The 19,251-nt window shown below is 72.3% G+C and carries 16 protein-coding genes; 9 read left to right on the top strand and 7 right to left on the bottom strand.

Annotated features, from left to right (window positions below):
• Nucleotides 1–86: 86 nt before the first annotated feature.
• The 3 genes from WHN02_RS12595 to WHN02_RS12585 are packed head-to-tail and all read right to left on the bottom strand — an operon-like array spanning nucleotide 87 to nucleotide 3,851.
• Nucleotides 87–1,628, bottom strand: a complete 1,542-nt coding sequence (locus WHN02_RS12595) for a prenyltransferase (protein ID WP_434743476.1) — start codon at nucleotides 1,626–1,628, stop codon at nucleotides 87–89.
• Complete coding sequence (locus WHN02_RS12590) at nucleotides 1,615–2,502, bottom strand: terpene synthase family protein (RefSeq protein WP_434743475.1); 888 nt, start codon at nucleotides 2,500–2,502, stop codon at nucleotides 1,615–1,617. Before WHN02_RS12590 ends, WHN02_RS12595 begins: the two co-directional genes overlap by 14 nt.
• On the bottom strand, nucleotides 2,502–3,851 hold the full coding sequence (locus WHN02_RS12585) for a cytochrome P450 (RefSeq protein ID WP_434743937.1): 1,350 nt from the start codon (nucleotides 3,849–3,851) through the stop codon (nucleotides 2,502–2,504). The genes WHN02_RS12590 and WHN02_RS12585 overlap by 1 nt, the downstream gene beginning before the upstream one ends.
• Nucleotides 3,852–4,240: 389 nt before the next feature.
• Between WHN02_RS12585 and WHN02_RS12580 the strand changes: the two genes are divergently transcribed.
• From WHN02_RS12580 to WHN02_RS12565, 4 genes are read left to right on the top strand one after another with little or no spacing between them, the layout of a single operon-like run.
• Entirely contained in the window at nucleotides 4,241–6,802 is a 2,562-nt protein-coding gene (locus tag WHN02_RS12580; protein WP_434743474.1) for a nitrate- and nitrite sensing domain-containing protein, read from the top strand.
• Between the two features lie 12 nt (nucleotides 6,803–6,814).
• Entirely contained in the window at nucleotides 6,815–7,219 is a 405-nt protein-coding gene (locus WHN02_RS12575) for a roadblock/LC7 domain-containing protein (protein ID WP_434743473.1), read from the top strand.
• A gap of 11 nt (nucleotides 7,220–7,230) precedes the next feature.
• Nucleotides 7,231–7,602, top strand: coding sequence for a DUF742 domain-containing protein (locus tag WHN02_RS12570; RefSeq protein WP_350897012.1), 372 nt, complete (start codon nucleotides 7,231–7,233; stop codon nucleotides 7,600–7,602).
• Nucleotides 7,583–8,194 (top strand): GTP-binding protein, encoded by a 612-nt coding sequence (locus tag WHN02_RS12565; protein WP_434743472.1) that lies wholly within the window; start codon nucleotides 7,583–7,585, stop codon nucleotides 8,192–8,194. The genes WHN02_RS12570 and WHN02_RS12565 overlap by 20 nt, the downstream gene beginning before the upstream one ends.
• 23 nt (nucleotides 8,195–8,217) lie before the next feature.
• Here WHN02_RS12565 and WHN02_RS12560 read toward each other — a convergent pair whose 3' ends face one another.
• Nucleotides 8,218–9,573 (bottom strand): hypothetical protein, encoded by a 1,356-nt coding sequence (locus WHN02_RS12560; protein ID WP_434743471.1) that lies wholly within the window; start codon nucleotides 9,571–9,573, stop codon nucleotides 8,218–8,220.
• 153 nt (nucleotides 9,574–9,726) lie between these two features.
• On the opposite strand from WHN02_RS12560, the gene WHN02_RS12555 reads away from it, so the two are divergent.
• A complete protein-coding gene (locus WHN02_RS12555) occupies nucleotides 9,727–10,551 on the top strand; it encodes a copper resistance protein CopC (protein ID WP_434743470.1) in 825 nt (274 codons plus the stop codon).
• Between the two features lie 7 nt (nucleotides 10,552–10,558).
• Here WHN02_RS12555 and WHN02_RS12550 read toward each other — a convergent pair whose 3' ends face one another.
• Nucleotides 10,559–13,006 (bottom strand): glycogen debranching N-terminal domain-containing protein, encoded by a 2,448-nt coding sequence (locus WHN02_RS12550; RefSeq protein WP_434743469.1) that lies wholly within the window; start codon nucleotides 13,004–13,006, stop codon nucleotides 10,559–10,561.
• Nucleotides 13,007–13,156: 150 nt separating this feature from the next.
• On the opposite strand from WHN02_RS12550, the gene WHN02_RS12545 reads away from it, so the two are divergent.
• Entirely contained in the window at nucleotides 13,157–13,957 is an 801-nt protein-coding gene (locus tag WHN02_RS12545) for an alpha/beta fold hydrolase (protein ID WP_434743468.1), read from the top strand.
• 11 nt (nucleotides 13,958–13,968) lie between these two features.
• On the opposite strand, the gene WHN02_RS12540 is transcribed toward WHN02_RS12545, so the two are convergent.
• Nucleotides 13,969–14,478, bottom strand: coding sequence for a hypothetical protein (locus tag WHN02_RS12540; protein ID WP_434743467.1), 510 nt, complete (start codon nucleotides 14,476–14,478; stop codon nucleotides 13,969–13,971).
• Between the two features lie 351 nt (nucleotides 14,479–14,829).
• Here WHN02_RS12540 and WHN02_RS12535 point away from each other — a divergent pair, with 351 nt between their 5' ends.
• From WHN02_RS12535 to WHN02_RS12525, 3 genes are all read left to right on the top strand, one after another.
• Nucleotides 14,830–16,491 (top strand): fibronectin type III domain-containing protein, encoded by a 1,662-nt coding sequence (locus tag WHN02_RS12535; protein ID WP_434743466.1) that lies wholly within the window; start codon nucleotides 14,830–14,832, stop codon nucleotides 16,489–16,491.
• A gap of 68 nt (nucleotides 16,492–16,559) precedes the next feature.
• Entirely contained in the window at nucleotides 16,560–17,282 is a 723-nt protein-coding gene (locus WHN02_RS12530) for a hypothetical protein (protein WP_434743465.1), read from the top strand.
• Entirely contained in the window at nucleotides 17,279–18,280 is a 1,002-nt protein-coding gene (locus WHN02_RS12525; protein WP_434743464.1) for a nickel/cobalt transporter, read from the top strand. The genes WHN02_RS12530 and WHN02_RS12525 overlap by 4 nt, the downstream gene beginning before the upstream one ends.
• A gap of 22 nt (nucleotides 18,281–18,302) precedes the next feature.
• Here WHN02_RS12525 and WHN02_RS12520 read toward each other — a convergent pair whose 3' ends face one another.
• Entirely contained in the window at nucleotides 18,303–19,205 is a 903-nt protein-coding gene (locus WHN02_RS12520) for a hypothetical protein (protein WP_434743463.1), read from the bottom strand.
• Nucleotides 19,206–19,251: the final 46 nt, after the last annotated feature.

Below are 19,251 nucleotides of genomic sequence, written 5' to 3'. Positions count from 1 at the left end.
GCCCCGGTCGGTGACGGCCGGGGCCCGGAGCCGTTCCCGACCCGGGGGCGTCCGCCGACCGGGTGGTCGGCGGACGGTCCCCCGGCCTAGGCGGGGGCCGCCAGGTGGCGGGCGACGAGCACGGCCGCCCGGACGATCAGGTCCGGACGGTAGAGGTCCTTGTCGTGCCAGAGCGGCAGGCCCTCCTCCCCGTCGTCCACCCCGATCAGGTACGCGTGCCCCCGGGCCACGGCGGCGGCGGTGTCGGGACCCGACGCCACAGTGCAGAGCAGATGCAGGGCGTACGCGGTCTCCTCGGCGGTGCCGTCGGACCGCCCCCACGAACCGTCGGCCCGTTGGGTGTCCACCACCCAGCGGGCCGCTCTCGTCAGGGCCGGGGCCACCGTCGCGGGGCGGCCGTAGGAGTGCAGGGCCAGGGCGCAGCAGAGGGTCGCGTAGTAGGGCGAGGCGTGCCACCGGTCCCGCCAGGCCCCGTCGGTGTCCTGCCGGTCGAGCAGCAGCAGTTGGAGCCGGTCGACGGCACTGTGATGCCGGTCGTGGCCGGCCCCGTCGGCGAGGTGTCGGCCCAGTGCGTCGAGGACGTGGGCGTTGGTGGTGACGGAGAGACCGTCCTCCCCCGGCCAGGTGCAGAAGCCGGCGCCGGTCTCGTAGGGCCAGAGGCAGTCCGGGTCGACGGGTACGCCCAGCCGCATCAGGGCGTAGAGGGTGACGGCTGTGGTGTCGGCGTCGGGGGGCAGCCCGGGGCTCGTCGCGACGCCGGCCGGACCCAGGTCGGCGGTGAGGCTGCGGACCACCTCGGCCGGGACGGTGACCGGCAGGCCGGCCCGGGTGAGGGTGCTGAGCACCCAGGCCCGCTCGAACACCGCGATCGGGGTGGTGCAGGGTGCGAGTCCACCGAGCGGGCGTACCGCGCCCTCCAGGTAGGACAGCGCCGCCGGGTGGGCGTCCGGGCGGTCCCGGGCGGCCAGCCACGCGGCGGTCGCGGCCGGGGACGCGCCGACCGTCCCCGACGGCAGCGGGGTGAGCCCCGGAAGGTCGCGGAGCAGGTCCGCCACCACCTCGACGGCGTGGTGCAGCTTCGGATGCAGCGGGGTACCGGCGGCCACCCGGTCCCGTACGGCGGCCAGGCGGGCACCGGTCATCCCCGGGGGCAACGGGAGCCGGGTCCGGGGCAGCCCCGGCGGGGGGTCGGCCAGGTGCTCGTTGATCGCCCCCACCAGCGCCGGCACGATGAGGTCGATCGCCGGGGTGTCGGGCAGGGCGCGGACGTCGCCGAGCCGGTCCGCCAACGCGGTCACCGCCCGTGACGCCGCCCGGATGACGGTGTCCAGGCCCGGAGCCGAGCCGGTACGCACCACGGTCAGCAGCGCCTCCGTGGCGCTCGCGGTGGGCACCAGCCCGTAGGGGTCGTCGGTTCCCCAGCCACCGTCGGCCCGCTGGGTGGCCACCAGGTGCCGGACCCGGCGGTCGTGGCCGGTCAGCCAGGGTGCGAGGCTCACCAGCCGGGCGGTCTCGTAGGTCGAGGCGGAGACCTGACCGGCCGGGTGTCGCACCATCCGGGCGACCAGGTCACGGACCTCGGAGTCGACGTCGATCCGGACGATCTCGGCGAGTTCACCGCTGTTCAACGTGACCCCAGAAGTCCGTCTGGCGGTAGAACCCGCTGGTGTACCCGATCTCCCGGGCGAGGTAGACGGCCTGCTGGGGGCAGCGTCGGGCCAGTTCCGCGAGCAGTGCGCGGCAGTCGGTCATCCGCTCCGCGGTCAGCTTCCGTACGTCGTCGGCGTCCAGGCCGAGCGAGAGGATGTTGAGGTCACCGCTGCGGGCGTCGCGTTCGTGGCCGGCCAGGTCGTTGACCAACCGGATGATCTCCTGGGCCTGCCGACTGGCCCGGGTCAGCTCGTCGAGGTGGGTGAGGGTGTCCGGGTCACCGGTGGCGATCCAGTGCGAGACGTTGACGAAGGTGGCTCCGAAGCCGTCGGCGTTGGCCAGGTACTCCTCGACGGTGGGGCGTACCCCGTCGGCCTTCCAGTGCCACTCCCGGGCGTCGGCGACGAGGACGCGACGTACCTCCTCGCTCCACAGTGGGTGCGTGTCGGCGAAGGCGTCGACGGTGGCGAGGTCGGCGCGGATCCGGGCGAGGAAGAGTCCGAGCTGGTCGCCGTCGTCGGGGGCGGCTCCCTCGGCGACGGCCGTGCACCGGGCGACGACCTCGGCGACCTCGGTGGCGGAGGTGGCCCGGTAGTCGATCTCCCAGTCCTCGGCGGTGATCCAGAGGGAGGTCCGGTTGGCGGTCCGCAGCTGCGCGGCGGTGCACCAGGGGGCGATGAACGCGGTGGACATCGCGACGGCGCCGAGCATGCTGGGGTCGACGGGCGGATCGGGCAGGATCGCCGGGTACGCGGCGGCGACCTTCTGCAGGTCGCGCTGCCCCCGGGAGGCCAGGGCGCAGATCCGGGCGTGTTCGGCGGCGGAGTCGAGTTCGGTGGTGACGACTGACATCAGACGCGCTCCTGGTCTCGTTGGCGACGGGTGAATGTGAGCGACACCGGCTGCCGCGCCCGCAGCAGCCCGGCGACCTCGACGCCGGGCGGGGTGTCGTCGACGGCCGTGAACTCGAACCGGCGCAGGACCGTCGCCACGATCAGCGTGGCCTGGAGGTGGAACAGGTGCTCGCCCACGCAGCGGTGCATCCCCCCGCCGAAGGGGAAGTGGGCGTAGCGGTGCCGCCCCTGCGCCTCGGCACGACCGGGGGCGAACCGGTCCGGGTCGAACTCCCCGGCGGTCGGCCCCCAGAACTTCGGCATCCGTGCGGTGGCGTACGGCGAGAGCAGCACCGTCGCGCCCTTCGGGATGCGTACGCCGCCGAGGACGTCGTCGGTCGTCGCCCGCCGGGGCAGGATCCACCCGGGTGGGTAGAGGCGGAGCAGTTCGGTGAGCACCATCCCGGTGTAGGTCAACCGGGTCAGGTGCTCGGCGCGGACGGGACCGGCCCCGACCACCCGGTCGATCTCGTCGGTGAGCCGCGCGGTCACGTCGGGACGTCCGGCCAGCACCGGCCAGAGCCAGGTCAGTGCCGTCTGACTGGTCTCGGTGGCCACCGCCACCATGGAGACGAGGTCGTCGCGCATCCGCCGGTCGGGCAGCGGGTCTCCGTCGGCGGCCCGCGCCCGGACCAGCATGGACAGGACGTCGTCGCCGTCGGTGGGTTCGTGGACGGCTCGGCGCAGGACGGGCAGCAGGATGTCGTCGATGGTGCGGACCGAGGCGTGGAAGCGCCGGTCGCCGGGCATCGGCAGCCACCACGGTACGAACGGTGCGACGACCCGGGGAATCATGGCGGTGAGGATGGTCGCCTGCGCCTCGGTGATCCGCAGGGCGTCGTCGAGCGAGAGCCGGTCGGCGAAGAACGTCCTGACGCTCACCGCGGCGACGATGCGGGTGAGTTCGTCGGCCATGTCGACGGGCGTCGCGGTGCCCGCCGCCGCCTCGATCCCCTGGACCGCGTCGGCGACCGTGTCGACCAGGGAGGCGGCGATGCCGGTGATCCGGGCGGGGCGGAACAGCGGGGCCAGGACCTTCCGGCTGGTGGTCCAGTCGTCGCCCTCGCCGAGGATGCCGTCGCCGACCACCCGGCGCACAGACCGCCAGAGCGCGGTGTCGCTGCCCCGCTGGTAGACGGTCGGCCGTTCGGCGAGGACCTGTTGGACGTGCACGGGGTGGGTGACGAGGTACGGCCGGGACAGGCCGAGGCCGATCCGTACCACCTCCCCGTCGGAGGAGTTCGCCGCGTCGAGCAGCGCGGCGTGGACGTCACGCAGCATCCCGGGCACCGCCCGGCGGGCCGGGATCACCCGCGCCCTGACTCCTGACTCACTGTCGGAGACCCCCACAGCACCCTTCTCCCATCACTTTGAGTAATCATGAGGCCCCCGTGCGTTGGTCGTCCCCGGCAAACTTAGCCATCTCCTCTCCGTACATCCATGGCTCCGGGGGGTGATCGGCTTCACCTTTGCGCATTTCATCGCCTGTGGACCCACTCCTGAGTCGTGAGTGAGTCCTTCGAGGACGGCGGGCGACGTCCGCCACGAGGCCGACCGGGCACTTCGCACGAGCGATCCGGGCAGTCTTGAGTGGAGAGTCGGCGAGCTGCTAGCGTCTCCCGGTCTGCCTCCTCCGAATAACTCGACCGGCCTGAAAATGCCGGAGGGTTACCGATGTCCGCCCATGGGACGGTTTGATGCGGTATCGCAGCACCAATCTGCGTACGAAGGTCATTGCTCTGCTGTTGTCGCTCGTCGCACTCTGGTCGTTCGCGGCCTGGGTGACCCTCCGCGACGGCGTCACACTCCTGGGCATCCGGGCAATGGACACCGAGGTGGCCGCGCCGAGCGAGGTCCTCGTACCCGCGTTGCAGGACGAGCGGCGACTCTCCGTCGCCTACCTCGCCGCCCCCAACGAGTCCCGGCGGGAGGCCCTCCAGGACGGCCGCCGCACCGTCGACGAGCTGGCCGCGGACTTCCGGCGCACCGCGACGGGCTGGACGGCGAGGCTGGCCGGCACCGACCAGACCCGCCAGCGCATCGACGCCGCCGTCGCCGAGCTGGACGCCCTCCCCGGAGTCCGCAGGTCGGTGGACGAACGGGCGGCCGACCGCTCCGGCGTCCAGGACGCCTACACCCGGGCCGTCGGCAGCCATTTCCTGATCTACGACGTCATCGGCGGCATCGGTGACCGGGTGCTCGAGGCGGACACCCGGCACCTGATCGAGATCTACCGGGTCCGGGAGCTGGTCGCCCAGCAGGACACCCTCCTGGCCGGGGTTTTCGCCGCCGGTCGGGTCACCCCCGCCGAGCACTCCCGCTTCGGTGACCTGGTGGCCGCCCAACGGTTCCTCGCCGACCGGACCCTCGACCAGATGCGGGCCGACGACCGGAGCCTGTTCCAGACGCTGCTCACCAGCACCGACCTCAGCCGGCTGGGCGAGCTCCAGGACCGGATCACCGCCGGTGACCGGGACGTCGCCCGCCCGGTGGTCGCCGCCCAGGACTGGGAGCCGGCAGCCGACCGGGCGCTGTCCGGCCTCCAGGAGTCGGTTCTCGACGGCGGTGACAAGATCGTCGACCGGGCCATCCCGGCCGCCGTCATGGTCGTCGTCCGGCTGATCCTCGCCGCCGGTCTGGGCCTCATCGCCGTCATCGCGTCCATCGTGATCTCGGTGACCACCACCCGGGCCCTGATGACCGAGTTGCAGCGGCTCCGTGACACCGCGCACAAGCTCGCCGACGAGCGTCTGCCCGCCGTCGTGCAGCGGCTGGGCCGGGGCGAGAAGGTGGACGTCGCCACCGAGGCGCCCCCGCTCGACGTCGGCGACGACGAGATCGGGCAGGTGGGGCAGGCGTTCAACAGGGTCCAGGAGACGGCGATCCGTACCGCCGTCGAGCAGGCCGAACTGCGCCGGGCCGTACGCGACGTGTTCCTCAGCCTCGCCCGGCGTACCCAGGGTCTGGTGCACCGGCAGGTGACCCTCCTGGACACCATGGAACGGCAGGAGGAGTCGCCGGAGAAGCTGGAGGACCTCTTCCGCGTCGACCACCTCGCCACCCGTATGCGGCGTAACGCGGAGAACCTGATCGTCCTCTCCGGGGCGGCTCCCGGTCGGGCCTGGCGACGCAACGTGCCGATGCTGGACGTGGCCCGCGCCGCCACCCAGGAGGTCGAGGACTACCCCCGGGTGCAGGTGCTGCCGCTGGGGTCGGTCGGCCTGGCCGGACGGGCGGTCAGCGACGTGATCCACCTCCTCGCCGAGCTCGTCGAGAACGCCCTGACCTTCTCTCCGCCGCACACCCAGGTCGAGGTCAGGGGACAGCTGGTGGCGAACGGGTTCGCCATCGAGATCGAGGACCGTGGGCTCGGGATGAGCGAGGAGGAGTACGCGGCGGCGAACGAGCAGATCGCCACCCCGCGCGACTTCACCCTCTCCAACGCCAACCAGCTCGGCCTGTTCGTGGTGAGCCAGTTGGCCGCCCGGCACGGGCTCGGCGTCCGGCTGAAGAACTCCCCGTACGGTGGCACCACCGCCGTGGTCCTGATCCCGATGGACCTGGTCACCGGTGCCGACGGGTTCCGCCGGGAGCCGGCGTCGACGAAGGCACCCGCCCCGAACGCCGGAGGCCTGCCCGACCGCGCCCGGACCAGGGCCGGTGAGCCGGGCGGGTCGGTGGCGCTCGCCCAACGCGGTCCGGTCCCGTCCCGCGGTCCGGCCCCGTCCGCCGACCCGACCCCGTCCGCAGGTCCGTCTCCGTCCGCCGGTCCGGTCCCGTCCGCCGGTCCGGCTCCGACGAGCGACGTCCTGGCCACCCAGGAGCTGCCCACGATCACCCCGGCCGGTCCGGCCCGGCCGACCGACACCCCGTCCCCGGCGCAGCGGCCACCCGCGACGGCACCGGAGACCCCGCCGACGCCGACCACCCCACGGGTGGCGGAGGACGGCGCCCCGCTGCAGGCCACACCACCGAAGCGCCCCGCAGCGACACCCCCGGACGGCGGGCAGACCCCCGCCGGTCTCCCGGTCCGGGTCCGACAGTCCAGCATCGCCCCGCAGCTGCGCGACTCGCCGACCGTCGACGACGACGCCGACGACGACGCGCCTGTCACCTCCCCCGACCGGGTCCGCCGGACCATGAGTTCGTACCAGCGGGGCACCCTGCGCGGGCGCGCCGACGCGGAACGTCTCCAGGACACCGAAGGCGACGACCGCCCCGACCCGGAGGATCCCCCCGCGCGCGGCACCGACCGGTAGAAAGAGGAACGAGTGGTACAGCAGCAGCAGTCCGCCGGTGACCTGGCCTGGTTGCTCGACGACCTGATCGGCCGGGTCAAGCAGGCCGAGCAGGCCGTCGTGCTCTCCGTGGACGGCCTGCTCATGGCCGCCTCCACCGGGATGAGCCGGGACGACGCGGAGCACCTGGCCGCGGTCGCCTCCGGGATCCAGAGCCTCGCGAAGGGGGCCGGTCGCCGATTCGACGGCGGCCCGGTCCGACAGACGGTGATCGAGATGGAGAGCCGGTTCCTGTTCGTCACGGCGGCGGGCAGCGGCGCGTGCCTGGCCGTCCTCGCCGGGGAGGACGCCGACGTCGGACTCATCGCCTACGAGATGGCCATGGTGGTCGGACGGGCCGGTCGGTTCCTCGTCGCTCCCACCCGGCCGATCCGATAGGACGCGCCGAGATGCCCGACGCGGAACCCCTGTGGGTCGACGACGACGCCGGACCGCTGGTCCGACCGTACGCGATGACCGGTGGCCGAGCCCGTACCAGGAACGGCTTCAACGTCATCTCGCTGGTCCTCGCCACGGCACCGGCACCTCAGTTGGAGGTCGGACTGACCCCCGAACACCTGCACATCGTGGACCTCTGCCAACGGCCGCTGGCCCTGGCCGAGGTCTCCGCCCACCTCCACCTGCCCCTGGGCACCGTCCGGGTCCTCCTGGACGACCTGCTCGCCCGGGGGCTGGTCCGGGTCTCCGAGCCGAGGCCGCCCACCCTGCTTCCGGACAACCACGTATTCGAGGCACTCATCAATGGACTACGGAAACTCTGACGACTCCCCCACGGTGGTCCTCCCGACAGCCATCAAGATTCTCGTCGCGGGCGGTTTCGGTGTCGGCAAGACCACGCTGGTCAGCGCGGTCAGCGAGACCCAGCCGCTGCGCACCGAGGAGGTCCTGACCGAGACCGGCGTCGGGGTCGACGACCTCTCCGGCGTCGAGGAGAAGGCCACCACGACCGTGGCGATGGACTTCGGGCGGATCAGCTTCGGCGACGACCTGGTGCTCTACCTGTTCGGCACCCCGGGACAGGACCGCTTCTGGTTCGTCTGGGACGAGTTGGCGTTGGGTGCCCTCGGCGCGGTGGTCCTCGCCGACACCCGTCGACTGGCCGACTCGTTCCCGTCCATCGACTACTTCGAGCGGCACGGCGTCCCGTTCATCGTGGCGGTGAACTGTTTCGAGGGTGCCCGCCGGTACGACCTCCCCGACGTACGGCTCGCCCTGAACCTGGATCCGGAGGTCCCGGTGATGCTCTGCGACGCACGGCTGCGCGAGTCCAGCAAGGAGGTGCTGATCGCGCTGCTCAACCACGTCCTGCGCAGTCGTGGCAGCAAGGTGGAGGCCGAGTCGGTGTCGGGCTGACCAGGACCGGCGGGGCGACCCGGTCAGCCGGCGTAGAGCAGCAGCAGACCGGCGACGGTGTAGCCGACCATGAGCACCAGCATCGGTAGCTGGCCGGTGACCGCCCGGGTCCGGGGGAACAGGTACAGCGACCGGTCGTGGGCGAGCACCGTGCCCAGCAGGTGCCCGATCAGGATCAGGGTGATTTGGAGGGCGGCCACCGTGTCCGGGGTGACCAGGCCGGTGAGCGGTCTCCAGTCGGCGGTCCCGAGCCAGTTCGCGCCGGTGCCCAGCGGGTCGGAGAGCAACGCGAACGTCCGCTGACCCTCGACGACGAGCAACGAGTAGTAGTGGGCCAGCAGGTAGCCGACGGCGATCGGCACTATCGAGTGGGCCAGTTCCCCGCCGACCCGCCCGGGTGCCACCTGGCCGTCCCGCCCGAGGGTGGCCGCCGCCCGGACGGCCAGGTGGTAGGCGACAGCGACCAGGGCGAGGACCCCGGCCATCCCGAGGCTGCCGGTGACCACCGCCGGGAGTCCGTTCTCCTGGGTGAACCGCTGCCAGGCCGGGGCGGTGGAGAGGCTGTCGTACATGGTCGAGCCGAGCAGGACGACGACCACGGCGACCAGTCCCGGCTCCGGCCGCAGGGTGGCCATCCCGTCGAGGGGGTTGCGCCACACCAGGACGCCGTCGTCGCGCCGACCCACCGGGGCCATCCGTCCGACGAGTGCACTGTGCACCTGGAACGGGTCGGCCCGGTCGAACCACCCGACGCCGTACCGCACCGCGCCCACCAGCATGACCAGGGCGTACCCGGCGAGCCAGGCGTTGATCACCGGGAGGGTGGCCCGACCGGGTGCGACGAGTTCCAGCCAGACGAAGGCGACCAGCCCGAACGCCGCCGGCCAGACCCCGAGGCCCGACGGGAGGGGTCGCAGCCCCTGGTCCGGGTTGCGCCCGGCCGCCGCCGCGAGCACCAGGTACAGCGACCGCAGCGGGCTGACCGCCCGCCACACCGGCCCGAACACCAGCGACAGGGGGACCAGGCCGATCCAGACGAGGACGTAGAGCACGCCCGCCGTGGGGTTGTCCTCGTCGTCGGGCCCGCCGAGCAGAGCCAGGCAGAGGTACGCCCCGGCGAGCAGGCCGAGTCCGCGCAGCGCCCACCGGAACGCCGGTGCGTCGAGGAACGCGGCGAGCCGACGCGGGACGGGCTGCCCGACGTGGCCGTCGCGGTCCAGCCTCGGGGAGCGCCAGAGCACGCCCAGCGCGACGAAGGTGATCACGAGGGTGAGGGCGGCGGCGACGACGAGCTGGGGCAGCGAGAGGGGCAGGTCCTCCCGGCCACCGACACCGTGGGCGAGCAGGCCGACGGGGGTCGACCCGGTCCGGTCGGTCAACGGAGGACGGTACGGGGTGCGGGGCGGACGACGGGGCGGGGGGCAGGGTCACCCATGGGCATTGACGCACTCCGTACGGTCGTGTCGCCTCCGATGTCAGGGCTGTGAACTCTACGTCTTGTCCCCGGCCAGGGGAATGGCCATCATGAGCAGATGCGAATCGGCGTCGGCTCGTCCCGACGAGTGGGAGCCCTGGTGGCGGCCCTGTCGGTAGTCCTGTCGACGGCGGTGTTGCTGCCCGCCGCCCCGGCCGCCGCCCACGGTCAACTGGCCGTCTCCGCCCCGCTCGCCGACACGGTGGTGGACTCGCCCCTGGAGCACGTGGCGCTCTACTTCACCGAGCAGCCGCACGCCCAGGCCCACTTCACCCTCCGCGCCCCGGGTGGGGCCCGGGTGGACGGTGCCTGGACCCACGGGGAGCCGAAGCGCCTGGACAAGCCGGTCCAGGAGTACTACCTCGTCGACGGTCGGCTGGAGCCGACGTTCTACCACACCGGTTACCCCGCGCTGCTCACCGTCGCCCACTGGCCGGTGACCGGCAGGTACACCGCCACGTGGCTCTCCGTCGCCTCCGACGGTGACGAGGTGAAGGGTTCGCTGAGCTTCGACTACCGGGGGCCGACCGGCGGCCCTCCGGCCGGGTGGACCGCACCGACGAACGAGGCGGCCCCGGCCCTGCTCTCGCTCCTGGAGCAGGGGCACCGCAGCCGCCCCGGTAGCCCCGGTTCCGCCGCACCGGCGGGCACCGCCCCGCCCGCCTCCGCACCGGCCGCCGCCCCCGCCCAGGAGGAGGGGGGCGGGATCGGGGCCTGGGTGGTACCCGGGATCGTGGTCGCCGTGGTGGCGGTGATCGTGTGGGGGGCCGCCCGGCGGCGGGGGACGACGAACGGACCGCCGTCCCGCCCGGTGGCCCGCCGCCCGTCCACACCGGGGCGTGCCGGCCCCACCCGCCCGTCGAAGCGGCGCCCGCGCCGCTGACCCGGGTTCACGACCGGGGCGGGTGCTGGTCGCGCAGCCGACGCCCCCGGCCGAGGGCGTCGGCGTACCCCCAGCGGCCCCGGACGTCGAGCAACGCGATCTGGCCCATCTCCTCGGGCACCGCCGCGTCGACCGCCAGGTGGTCGTCGTACGGCTCCAGCCCCAGCAGGACCCTCAGCAGCAACAACGTCGCCCCGGACGAGGGCGCGTACGGGCTGTCGGTGAACCGGTACGGCACCGGGACCCTGGTGCGTTCCCTGTCGTACCCGGCGAAGAACCCGGGTAGCCGCCCGCCGAAGTACCGGCCGGCCGCCAGCAGTGCCGTGGACAGTCGGGCGGCCTCCTCCTTGAACCCGTACCGGCGTAGCCCCCAGGCGATGATGGAGTTGTCCCACGGCCACACCGCGCCGGTGTACTGGCCCAGTGGGCTGAACCGGCCCTCGGTGGCGGCCAGGCTGCGCACCCCCCAACCGCTGAAGAGGGCCGGACCCAGCAGGTGTCCGACCAGACGCTCGGCGTGGGCCGGTTCGACGATCCCGCTGAACAGCAGGTGTCCGACGTTCGAGGCGAGCGCGTCGACCGGGGTCCCGTCGGTCTGCAACGCCAGGGCGTAGTACCCCCGGTCCGGAAGCCAGAAGTCACTGTTGAACCGTTCTCGCAGGTCGGCGGCTTCCCGTTCGAGCCTGTCGGCCAGGGCCCTGTCGTTCCAGAAGCGTCGGGCCAGCCGGGCGGCGCGGAGCTTGGCGTCGTAGGTGTACCCCTGCACCTCGCAGACCGCGTGCGGGTAGGTGGCCAGTCGGCCGTCGTGGAAGCAGATGCCCTCGGCGGAGCTGCGCCAGGACTCGTTCACCGGTCCGGCCCGGGTCTCGCGCCGGTCGGACCAGACGTATCCGGTGCCGACGGGGTCGGCGTCGGTGTCGAGCCAGTCGACGGCGGCGCGGGCCTCCACCTCGTAGCGGCGGATCAGGTCGGCGTCGCCGGTCCAGCGTTCGTACTCGTCGAGCAGGATGACGAACCACGGGGTGGTGTCGACGGCACCGAAGTCCGCTGCCTCCGGGCTGTCGTCGAAGGCCGCCGACTCGCCGTACCGGCTCTCCTGGACGATCCGACCTGGCTGTTCGGCGCGGAACGGGTCGTGGCGGGCGCCCTGGGCCAGGGCCATGATCCGCAGGGTGTTCACCGCCCGGTCGGGCAGGAAGGGCAGGGCCTGGAAGCTGCTGACCAGGCTCTCCCGTCCGAGTAGCGTCATCGACCAGGGCAGGCCGGTGGCGGGCAGCCGTTCGGCGAAGTTGAGGCCCTGGTAGTAGAGCGCGGCGAGGTCGCGGACGCTGCACTCGTACGCCTCGCTGAGCCCCTCGTGGTCGGCGCGGAGCCGGGGCGCCGTCGACACTATCGCGTCGATCTCCCGGCCCGCCTCGGCCCGGGCCCGGGTGGTGGAGCTGTACAGCCGTTCCCGCAGGTCGCGCTGGCGCAGGTCGCGTACGAGGGTCAGCACCCGCATCCGGGTGGACCAGGTGCCGTGCGAGTCGACGGTCACGGTGAAGGTGAAGCCCTGCTCGTCGATGTGGGCTGGTTGACTGCTGGAGATCACCGTCTCCCGGTGCAGGGTCTGCCGCCGGTAGTGCAGTCGCAGGGCGTCCTGGTCGACGGTGCTGGTCACCGTACGCTGCCGGTGGAACCCGTCGTGCACCTCCTTGATCTCGGCGAAGTCCGCCCCGACGTCGAGCCGTACGGTGTATCGGACCGGCTCGGGGGCGAAGTTGAACAGGGTGATCTCCTCTTCGAGGTTCTCCCGGAGCCACCGGTGCCGCAGGATCGACGTGGTGGTGTTCACGTAGTGCGCGGGACGGCCGGGCACCAGGGCGAACTTGGACTCGAAGGACCGGACGTCGTCGACGCTGAGGGAGGCGAGCGGCTGGTCGTCGACGCTCAGCCGCCAGGTCGACAGGAACCGGGTGTCGAAGAAGAACAGCCCGAGCGGAACCGTGGGACCGGCCTCGGCGTTGCCGTCCTGGCCGCTGATCATGAACATGTTGCCGTGGAAGACGCTGCTCCACTCGTGCAGGCGGATCCCGTCGCGTTCCCGGCTGACCGGGACGCCGACGTCCGGGTCGGGGTTGCCACTGTCCGCCTGCTTCGGCAGCAGTCGGCGGAAGAGCAGGTACAGCTTGAGGTCTCCCTCGATCGAGACGACCCCCCGGAACAGCAGGGCGACGGAGTTGCTGCGCCCGGCGAGGAGGCCTTCGAAGTCGGCGGCCTGCATCTCGACCACGCAGTCGGCGTCCCCGCCGGTGCGCTTCACCCGGGCCCGCCCATCGCGCATCGTCACGAACCAGGTGGTGGTCGTGCTGTCGTCGACGAGGTCGAACCGGAGGACGCCGGTGGGGGTGACGGGCAGGATCTCGCCGGTCGTCTCCTGGAGGTGGGCGAAGAAACGGTCGATGCTGTCGCTCACTGTCGCCCCCCGAGGTGACGCATCCCCACATCGATCCGCGATAGATTACAAAAGGGGTGAATACCCACAAAAGGCATGGTACGCCATGACAGTCGGTGACCATTCGGCTTCAGTAGAGCCAGGAAGACCGCTCTGAACTGGGAGGACGCCATGACGTCAGAAAGCCGAAGCGCTGCCGGCATCAGGTACTGGACCGCCGGCCGGGGCCGACGCGACACCTTCCTGCTGGTGCACGGATGGTGCTGCGACCACGAGTTCCTGACCCCCGTCGCCCGGCACCTCGCCGACCGACGGTCCGCCCGGGTGATCTCGGTGGACATGCCGGGACACGGCGAGAGCCCGCCCCCGCCCGACGGCTACGGCGTCGACCAGATGGCCGGACGACTCCGGGCCTTCGCCGCCGAACTCGACCTGCGACGGGTCACCGCCGTCGGGCACAGCCTGGGGGGCGTCTGGTCGCTGGCCACCGCCGCCGGGGCGCGGGACCGGTTCACCGGGCTGGTGATGCTCGACTCCGCGGTGGCCGGCCCACCCGGTGCCGCCGAGGCCGTCACCCGGGTCGCCGACTCCCTCCGCGACGACACCTCCGGCGAGGCCCGGGAGGCCGTCGTCCGGTCGTACTTCCTCCCCCGGTCCGATCCCCGCCTGGTCCGCCGGGTCGTCGCGGCGACGTCGAGGCCCAGCACCCAGGTCGCGTACGAGCCGATCGCCGGGCTCGCCGCGTACGTCACCGGCGACGGCGACGCCGCCGACCTGGCCCGCTGGGACCGCCCGTCGTGTTACGTCGGGTCCAACGCCCCCTTCGCCGACTACGCCCGGCTGGCGCAGCTCGCCCCGCAGGCCGACGTCGGGCAGACGGTCGGCTCCGGACACTTCGTCCAGCTGGAGGTCCCCGGCCAGGTCAACGCGATGATCGACCGCCACCTCGAACTCACCGACGGAGACGACTGACCGCCGGCCCCTCAGCGCACCAGCGGCACCAGGGAACGGGTGATCCGCTCGCCGGGGCGGTACACCACGCACATGACGTCGCGGTCCCCGTCCGCCCAGGTCTCCTCGGTGGGCAGCACCGGGTAGTGGTCCAGGCCGGACGCCTCCCGGGAGGTCCACCGCCGTGCGAAGTCCCGGCCACACCCGGCCCTGGCGAACTCGACGAGCCCCGGCCGGTCCCACGGGCCGTCCGGGGCGTGCAGGAAGGCGTACGACTGGTTGTCAGCGCCCTCCTCGCACGACGCGTACAGCACCACGACGTCGCCGAGCCGGGTCGAGTACGCGGGATCGGTGAAGCACTCACCGCCCTCGATGGTCAGGATCCCGTTGGTCTGGGCGTCGACGAAGGTGTCGTCCTTCATCAGCACCGCCCGGGGTTCGGTCGCCGGGAAGACCGCCATCGCCGCGACGACGGCGACCACCGCCCACCCCCGGTACCGGGGCGGGCGCCGGGTCGGCGGGCGGGCAGCGTCAGGTGTCATCGCGGGTCCGTTCCGTCCTGACCGGCCCGGGCCTTCCGTGCCGGCTGCTCCTTCCGGCACCGGCCTGCCGTACCGGTTGGTCACCGGCGCGGGACGTCCGGGCCGACCGGCGGCACGAGGCGTCAGGTGCCGAGCGCATCGTAGGCCCGACTCCGTGAACACAAGATCAACAGTCGGTGTCCGGTCGCGGACCAACCGGCCAGCCGCACATGACACCACAGCCGTGGATCATGAGTTCATCTCTGCGCAAGCTGGATGTCGCGTCGCCTTCCACTGGACCGTCGGTAATGCCACTGGCCTGCCCTTTCACCCCTGGTAGGCGAAACCCCTGTGCTGGAGGGCACTCTCATCGTGACTAGCCACAGTAGATCCTGGCTCACCGTCTCGCGGCGGGCGAAGATCGCCGGAATCGGCGCGACGGCGCTGCTCGTCGGCGGGTTCGCACTCGCACCGGCCGCGTTCGGCGACGCCGCCCCGGCCAAGTTCCCGGCGGCCGAGATCCACAAGCCGTCCCCGATGCCCGACCGTCTGATCCTGATCCCGACCACCACGCCGGACACCACGCAGAAGGTCACCTGGCGGGCCGAGGCCACCGCCGAGTGGGCGCAGGCGCAGATCCTCGAAGCCCCCCGGGCCCTCGGCGGCGTCACCCCGCCGGCCGGTGCCGTCCGGACCGTCCGGGCCAGCGCCACCAGCCCGGTCAACACCACCCTCGGGTACGCCTCGACCTACCACACCGTCGAGTTCACCGACCTGAAGCCGGGCACCCGCTACACGTACCGGGTCGGCGACGGCACCAACTGGAGCGAGTGGGTCGACTTCACCACCGCCGAGAGCAGCCTCGAACCGTTCTCGTTCATCTACTACGGCGACGCCCAGAACTACATCGACTCCGCCGTGCCCCGGGTGTTCCGGCAGGCCTTCGCCGACCGGCCCGAGGCCAAGGTCATCGTCAACGCCGGTGACCTGATCGACCACGCCAACAGCGAAGAGCAGTGGGGCCAGTGGTACAAGGCCAGCGGCTTCATCGACGGCCAGGTCAACAACATCTCCGTGCCGGGCAACCACGAGTACAGCGGTGGGCTGTCCACCTTCTGGCGTCCGCAGTTCCCGTACCCGGACAACGGCCCCGGTAACCCGGAGTTCAAGCAGACCGTCTACCACGTCGACTACCAGGGCGTGCGGTTCGTCGGACTGGACACCAACCACCAGAGCAACAGCACCCTGATGGCCGCACAGACCGCGTGGCTGGAGGGGGTGCTCAAGGACAACCCCAACAAGTGGACGGTCGTCACCTTCCACCACCCCGTCTACTCCACCACCGGCAGCCGGAACAACCCCAACGTCCGCGCCCAGTGGGGTCCGCTGTTCGAGAAGTACGGCGTCGACCTGGTCCTGCAGGGCCACGACCACTCGTACGGCCGGGGCAACGTGGCGGCGAACCGTCAGTCGACCACCGTGCACAACGGTGTCGCGTACGTCGTGTCCAACTCCGGCGGCAAGATGTACCAGCTCAACAACGGTCAGAACTGGACCGGCAACGGGGCCGAGGTGACCAGCACCGCCCAGAACGTCCAGCTGTACCAGCTCATCGACGTCAAGTCCGACCAGATCCGGTTCGAGGCCCGCTACGCCAACGGCGAGCACCACGACGGGTTCCTGATCCGCAAGAACGACTCCGGTGAGCGGACCGTCAACGAGCTGCGTACCCCGGAGAACACCGTGGGCGAGCAGGCCAAGACCAACAAGAAGAGCGTCCCGCTCGGCGGCCGGGTCCGGGTCGACGCCTTCGGCTACGACCCGGGCGAGCGGGTCACCGTCTACCTGCGCAACACCAAGGCCGAGGAGGGCCGTAACGGCGTCTTCGTCGGCTACAAGAACGCCGACGAGTTGGGCCGGCTCACCTACAGCTTCGAGCTCCCCCCGACCGCCAAGGCGAACTCCACCCACAACGTCTACCTGACCAGCGAGAACCAGAAGATCACCAGCCCGGTGGTCACGGTCACCAAGTGATCCGTGCCCGGGGTGGGCGGCCCGATCCGGGTCGCCCACCCCGGGTCGGCACCGACAGGGAGAAACACGTGAGGATCGGTACCCGCGTCCGGGCGGTCGACCCGCCGTCCGGCCCGGCCGTGGCCGGGTCCCGCGCCGGCGTTCGAACGATCGGCGCCGGACTGGCCGCGCTCGGCACCGCCGTCGCGGCGACGCTCGGCGTCGCCGGCACCCCGGCGTCCGCCCACCCGTTCGGTCCGCCCTCGGCGGCGGACGTCAGCGTCTCCGGCGACCGGGTCAGCCTGGTCTGGCAGGCCGCCGAGGACGACTGGGTGGCGCTGGGCCAGTCGGTCGGGGCCTTCGAGGACCCCACCCAGGGCTCGGTCGACACCACAGTCACCGGCGAGCAGAAGTTGCAACGCTCCACTGCGGTCCGGGACTACCTGCTCGGCAACATCAGGGTCAGCCAGGCCGGGCAGGACTGCGCCGGCACGCTGCTCCCCCTGGAACAACTGCTGACCGAGGGGGCGCGCCTGCGCTTCGACTGCCCCCGACCGGTCACCGAACTACGGTTGACTGTCACCACCCTGACCGACCTGAACCCGGCGTACCGCACCGTGGCCACCGGCCGGTCGACAAGCCCCGGCCAGGTGCTCTTCACCGCCACCGGGGCCAGCCACGACCTGCGGGTCACCGCCACCGGCGGCGGCGCCCCCACTGCGGTGACCTGGGTGGCCGCCGGGACCGGACTGGCCGCGGCCGGTGCCCTGGCCGTCTTCCTGATCCGTCGTCGGACGGGGGTACGCCGGTGAACGGCATCGGCGGGCTCGACGCGAAACTGGTCGCCTTCTTCGACGGCGGTGCGGTCTTCTGGCTCGCCCTCGTCGTCGCGTTCGGCGTGGGGGCGGCACACGCCGTGGCCCCCGGGCACGGCAAGAGCATCACCGCCGCCTACCTGGTCGGTACGCGCGGACGGTACCGGGACGCGGCCCGGCTCGGTGTGATCGTGGCGGTGATGCACACCTTCTCGGTGCTCGTCCTCGCCGTCGCCTGGGTGGGCCTCACCGGCGTGGCCAGCCTCGGCACCGAGTCGATCACCGGATGGCTCCAGGCCCTCGCCGGGCTGGTGGTCATCGGCGTCGGCGCCAACCTGGTCTGGCGTCACCTCACCGGCCGAGGACACGATCACGATCACGGGCACGGGCACGGGCACGGGCACGGGCACGGGCACAGCCACGGGCACAGCCACGGCCACGGCCACGGCCACGGGGACGGACGCACCCGCGACCACGCGCTGGTGCCGGTGGGGGTCGGCGGGCCCGTCGGGGACCGCCCCGCCCCGCAGGCTGCGGCGTCCGGTGCAGCCCACGCCCACAGCCCGGCCCACACGCACGGTCCGGCCCAGGCCCACGACCACCACGGCTCGGCCGGATCCGGCCACGACGACGCCCACTCCCACCCGACGCCCGCCCCGACCGATCCCTGGTCCCGGCGAGGGTTGGTCGCCCTGGGTCTCTCCGGCGGTCTGCTGCCCTCCCCCTCGGCCTTCCTGGTGCTGGTCAGCGGCCTGTTGACCGGCCGGGCGCTGGACGGGGTGCTGCTCGTGCTGGCGTTCGGGGTCGGCATGGCGGCGACGCTGACCGGGGTCGGGGTGGTGACCATCCGGGGATTCGCGCTCCTGGCCGGTCGAGCCGAAGGCTCCTCGGCCGCAGCGGCGCTGGTGTCCCGGGCACCCCTGATCGGCGGGGTCGTGGTCTGCCTCGGCGGCCTGCTGTACCTCTTCGTCGCGGTGAACGCCCTGACCGGCTGACCGGCCCCGGCGACGGACCGGATCAGGTCCCGTCGGACGACGACTCGGTGTCGTCCTCGACGTCGAGGGCGACCGGGAGGACGGGCGGGTGCTCCGCTTCTCCGACCTCGTCGTCGAGGGGCTCGTCCGGCCTGTCCGGTGGCTCCGGCCACCGGTGGGACCTGCCCACCGGCTTGCCGGGGTCGGGCTCCTCGTCGACGTCGAGGAGCCCGGCCAGCCGCTCCCCCAACTCGGCCACGTCGTCGGCCGCCGCCACCCCGACCAGCACCCCGACCGCCACGACCGCGACGGACCGGGGCCGGAGCCGGTCGGCGGAGGGGACCGGGGGGACCGGTCCACGCGGGGGCAGGGTCACCCGAGCCTTCGCCGCGAACTTCTTGTCCGGGGTCTCGACCAGCAGTGGACGGAAGTCGGTCGCGGGCAGATCCGGGTAGCCGCCCCGCTCGACGACGTCGACGAAGAGGCCCTCGGTGAACGCCACGGCCAGGTCACCGTCGTCGTGTCCCTTCAACTCCGCCTTCAGCTGGGCCGAGTCCACCACCCGACACGCCTCGACCACCGCCTGACCGACGTAACCGGTGCTCCCCTCGTGCACCACTCCCTCGCTGACGGCGGCGCGCAACCGGATCCTGCCCCCGTCCTCGGCGGCGCCGTTCGCCACGTGCAGGGCGTGCCGCAGGCCGAGCAGGAGGGAAGCGAGGACGACCGGTTCGTCCACGTCCGTGGGTAGGACCATCACCACCCCGTCGCCCTGGTCCTGCCGGAGGGTACGCCGCAGATGCAGCCGAGCCCGGTTGCTGATCGACCTGACGATGCCGCCCAGCCGCTCCTGGGCGGTCAGTTGCGCGGTGTACCGGAGGTGGCTGTAGCCCTCCATGTCCATGACCAGGCAGAGTCGACGTCTCCCGGGCCTTCGCCGTGCCATCGCGCCTCCTTGCCGAACGGATGTGACATCGGGACCCGCCGGGGTC

This window comes from Micromonospora sp. SH-82, from assembly GCF_051132485.1.
Lineage (GTDB): Bacteria > Actinomycetota > Actinomycetes > Mycobacteriales > Micromonosporaceae > Micromonospora.
This window is presented reverse-complemented; position numbering and strand designations above follow the sequence as displayed.

Bases quoted from the DNA above. Each gene is read 5' to 3' on its own strand.
- WHN02_RS12570 (WP_350897012.1), top strand. From the start codon at position 7,231: ATGCCCGACGCGGAACCCCTGTGGGTCGACGACGACGCCGGACCGCTG.
- WHN02_RS12565 (WP_434743472.1), top strand. From the start codon at position 7,583: ATGGACTACGGAAACTCTGACGACTCCCCCACGGTGGTCCTCCCGACA.
- WHN02_RS12545 (WP_434743468.1), top strand. From the start codon at position 13,157: ATGACGTCAGAAAGCCGAAGCGCTGCCGGCATCAGGTACTGGACCGCC.
- WHN02_RS12540 (WP_434743467.1), bottom strand. From the start codon at position 14,478: ATGACACCTGACGCTGCCCGCCCGCCGACCCGGCGCCCGCCCCGGTAC.
- WHN02_RS12580 (WP_434743474.1), top strand. From the start codon at position 4,241: ATGCGGTATCGCAGCACCAATCTGCGTACGAAGGTCATTGCTCTGCTG.
- WHN02_RS12520 (WP_434743463.1), bottom strand. From the start codon at position 19,205: ATGGCACGGCGAAGGCCCGGGAGACGTCGACTCTGCCTGGTCATGGAC.
- WHN02_RS12555 (WP_434743470.1), top strand. From the start codon at position 9,727: ATGCGAATCGGCGTCGGCTCGTCCCGACGAGTGGGAGCCCTGGTGGCG.
- WHN02_RS12590 (WP_434743475.1), bottom strand. From the start codon at position 2,502: ATGTCAGTCGTCACCACCGAACTCGACTCCGCCGCCGAACACGCCCGG.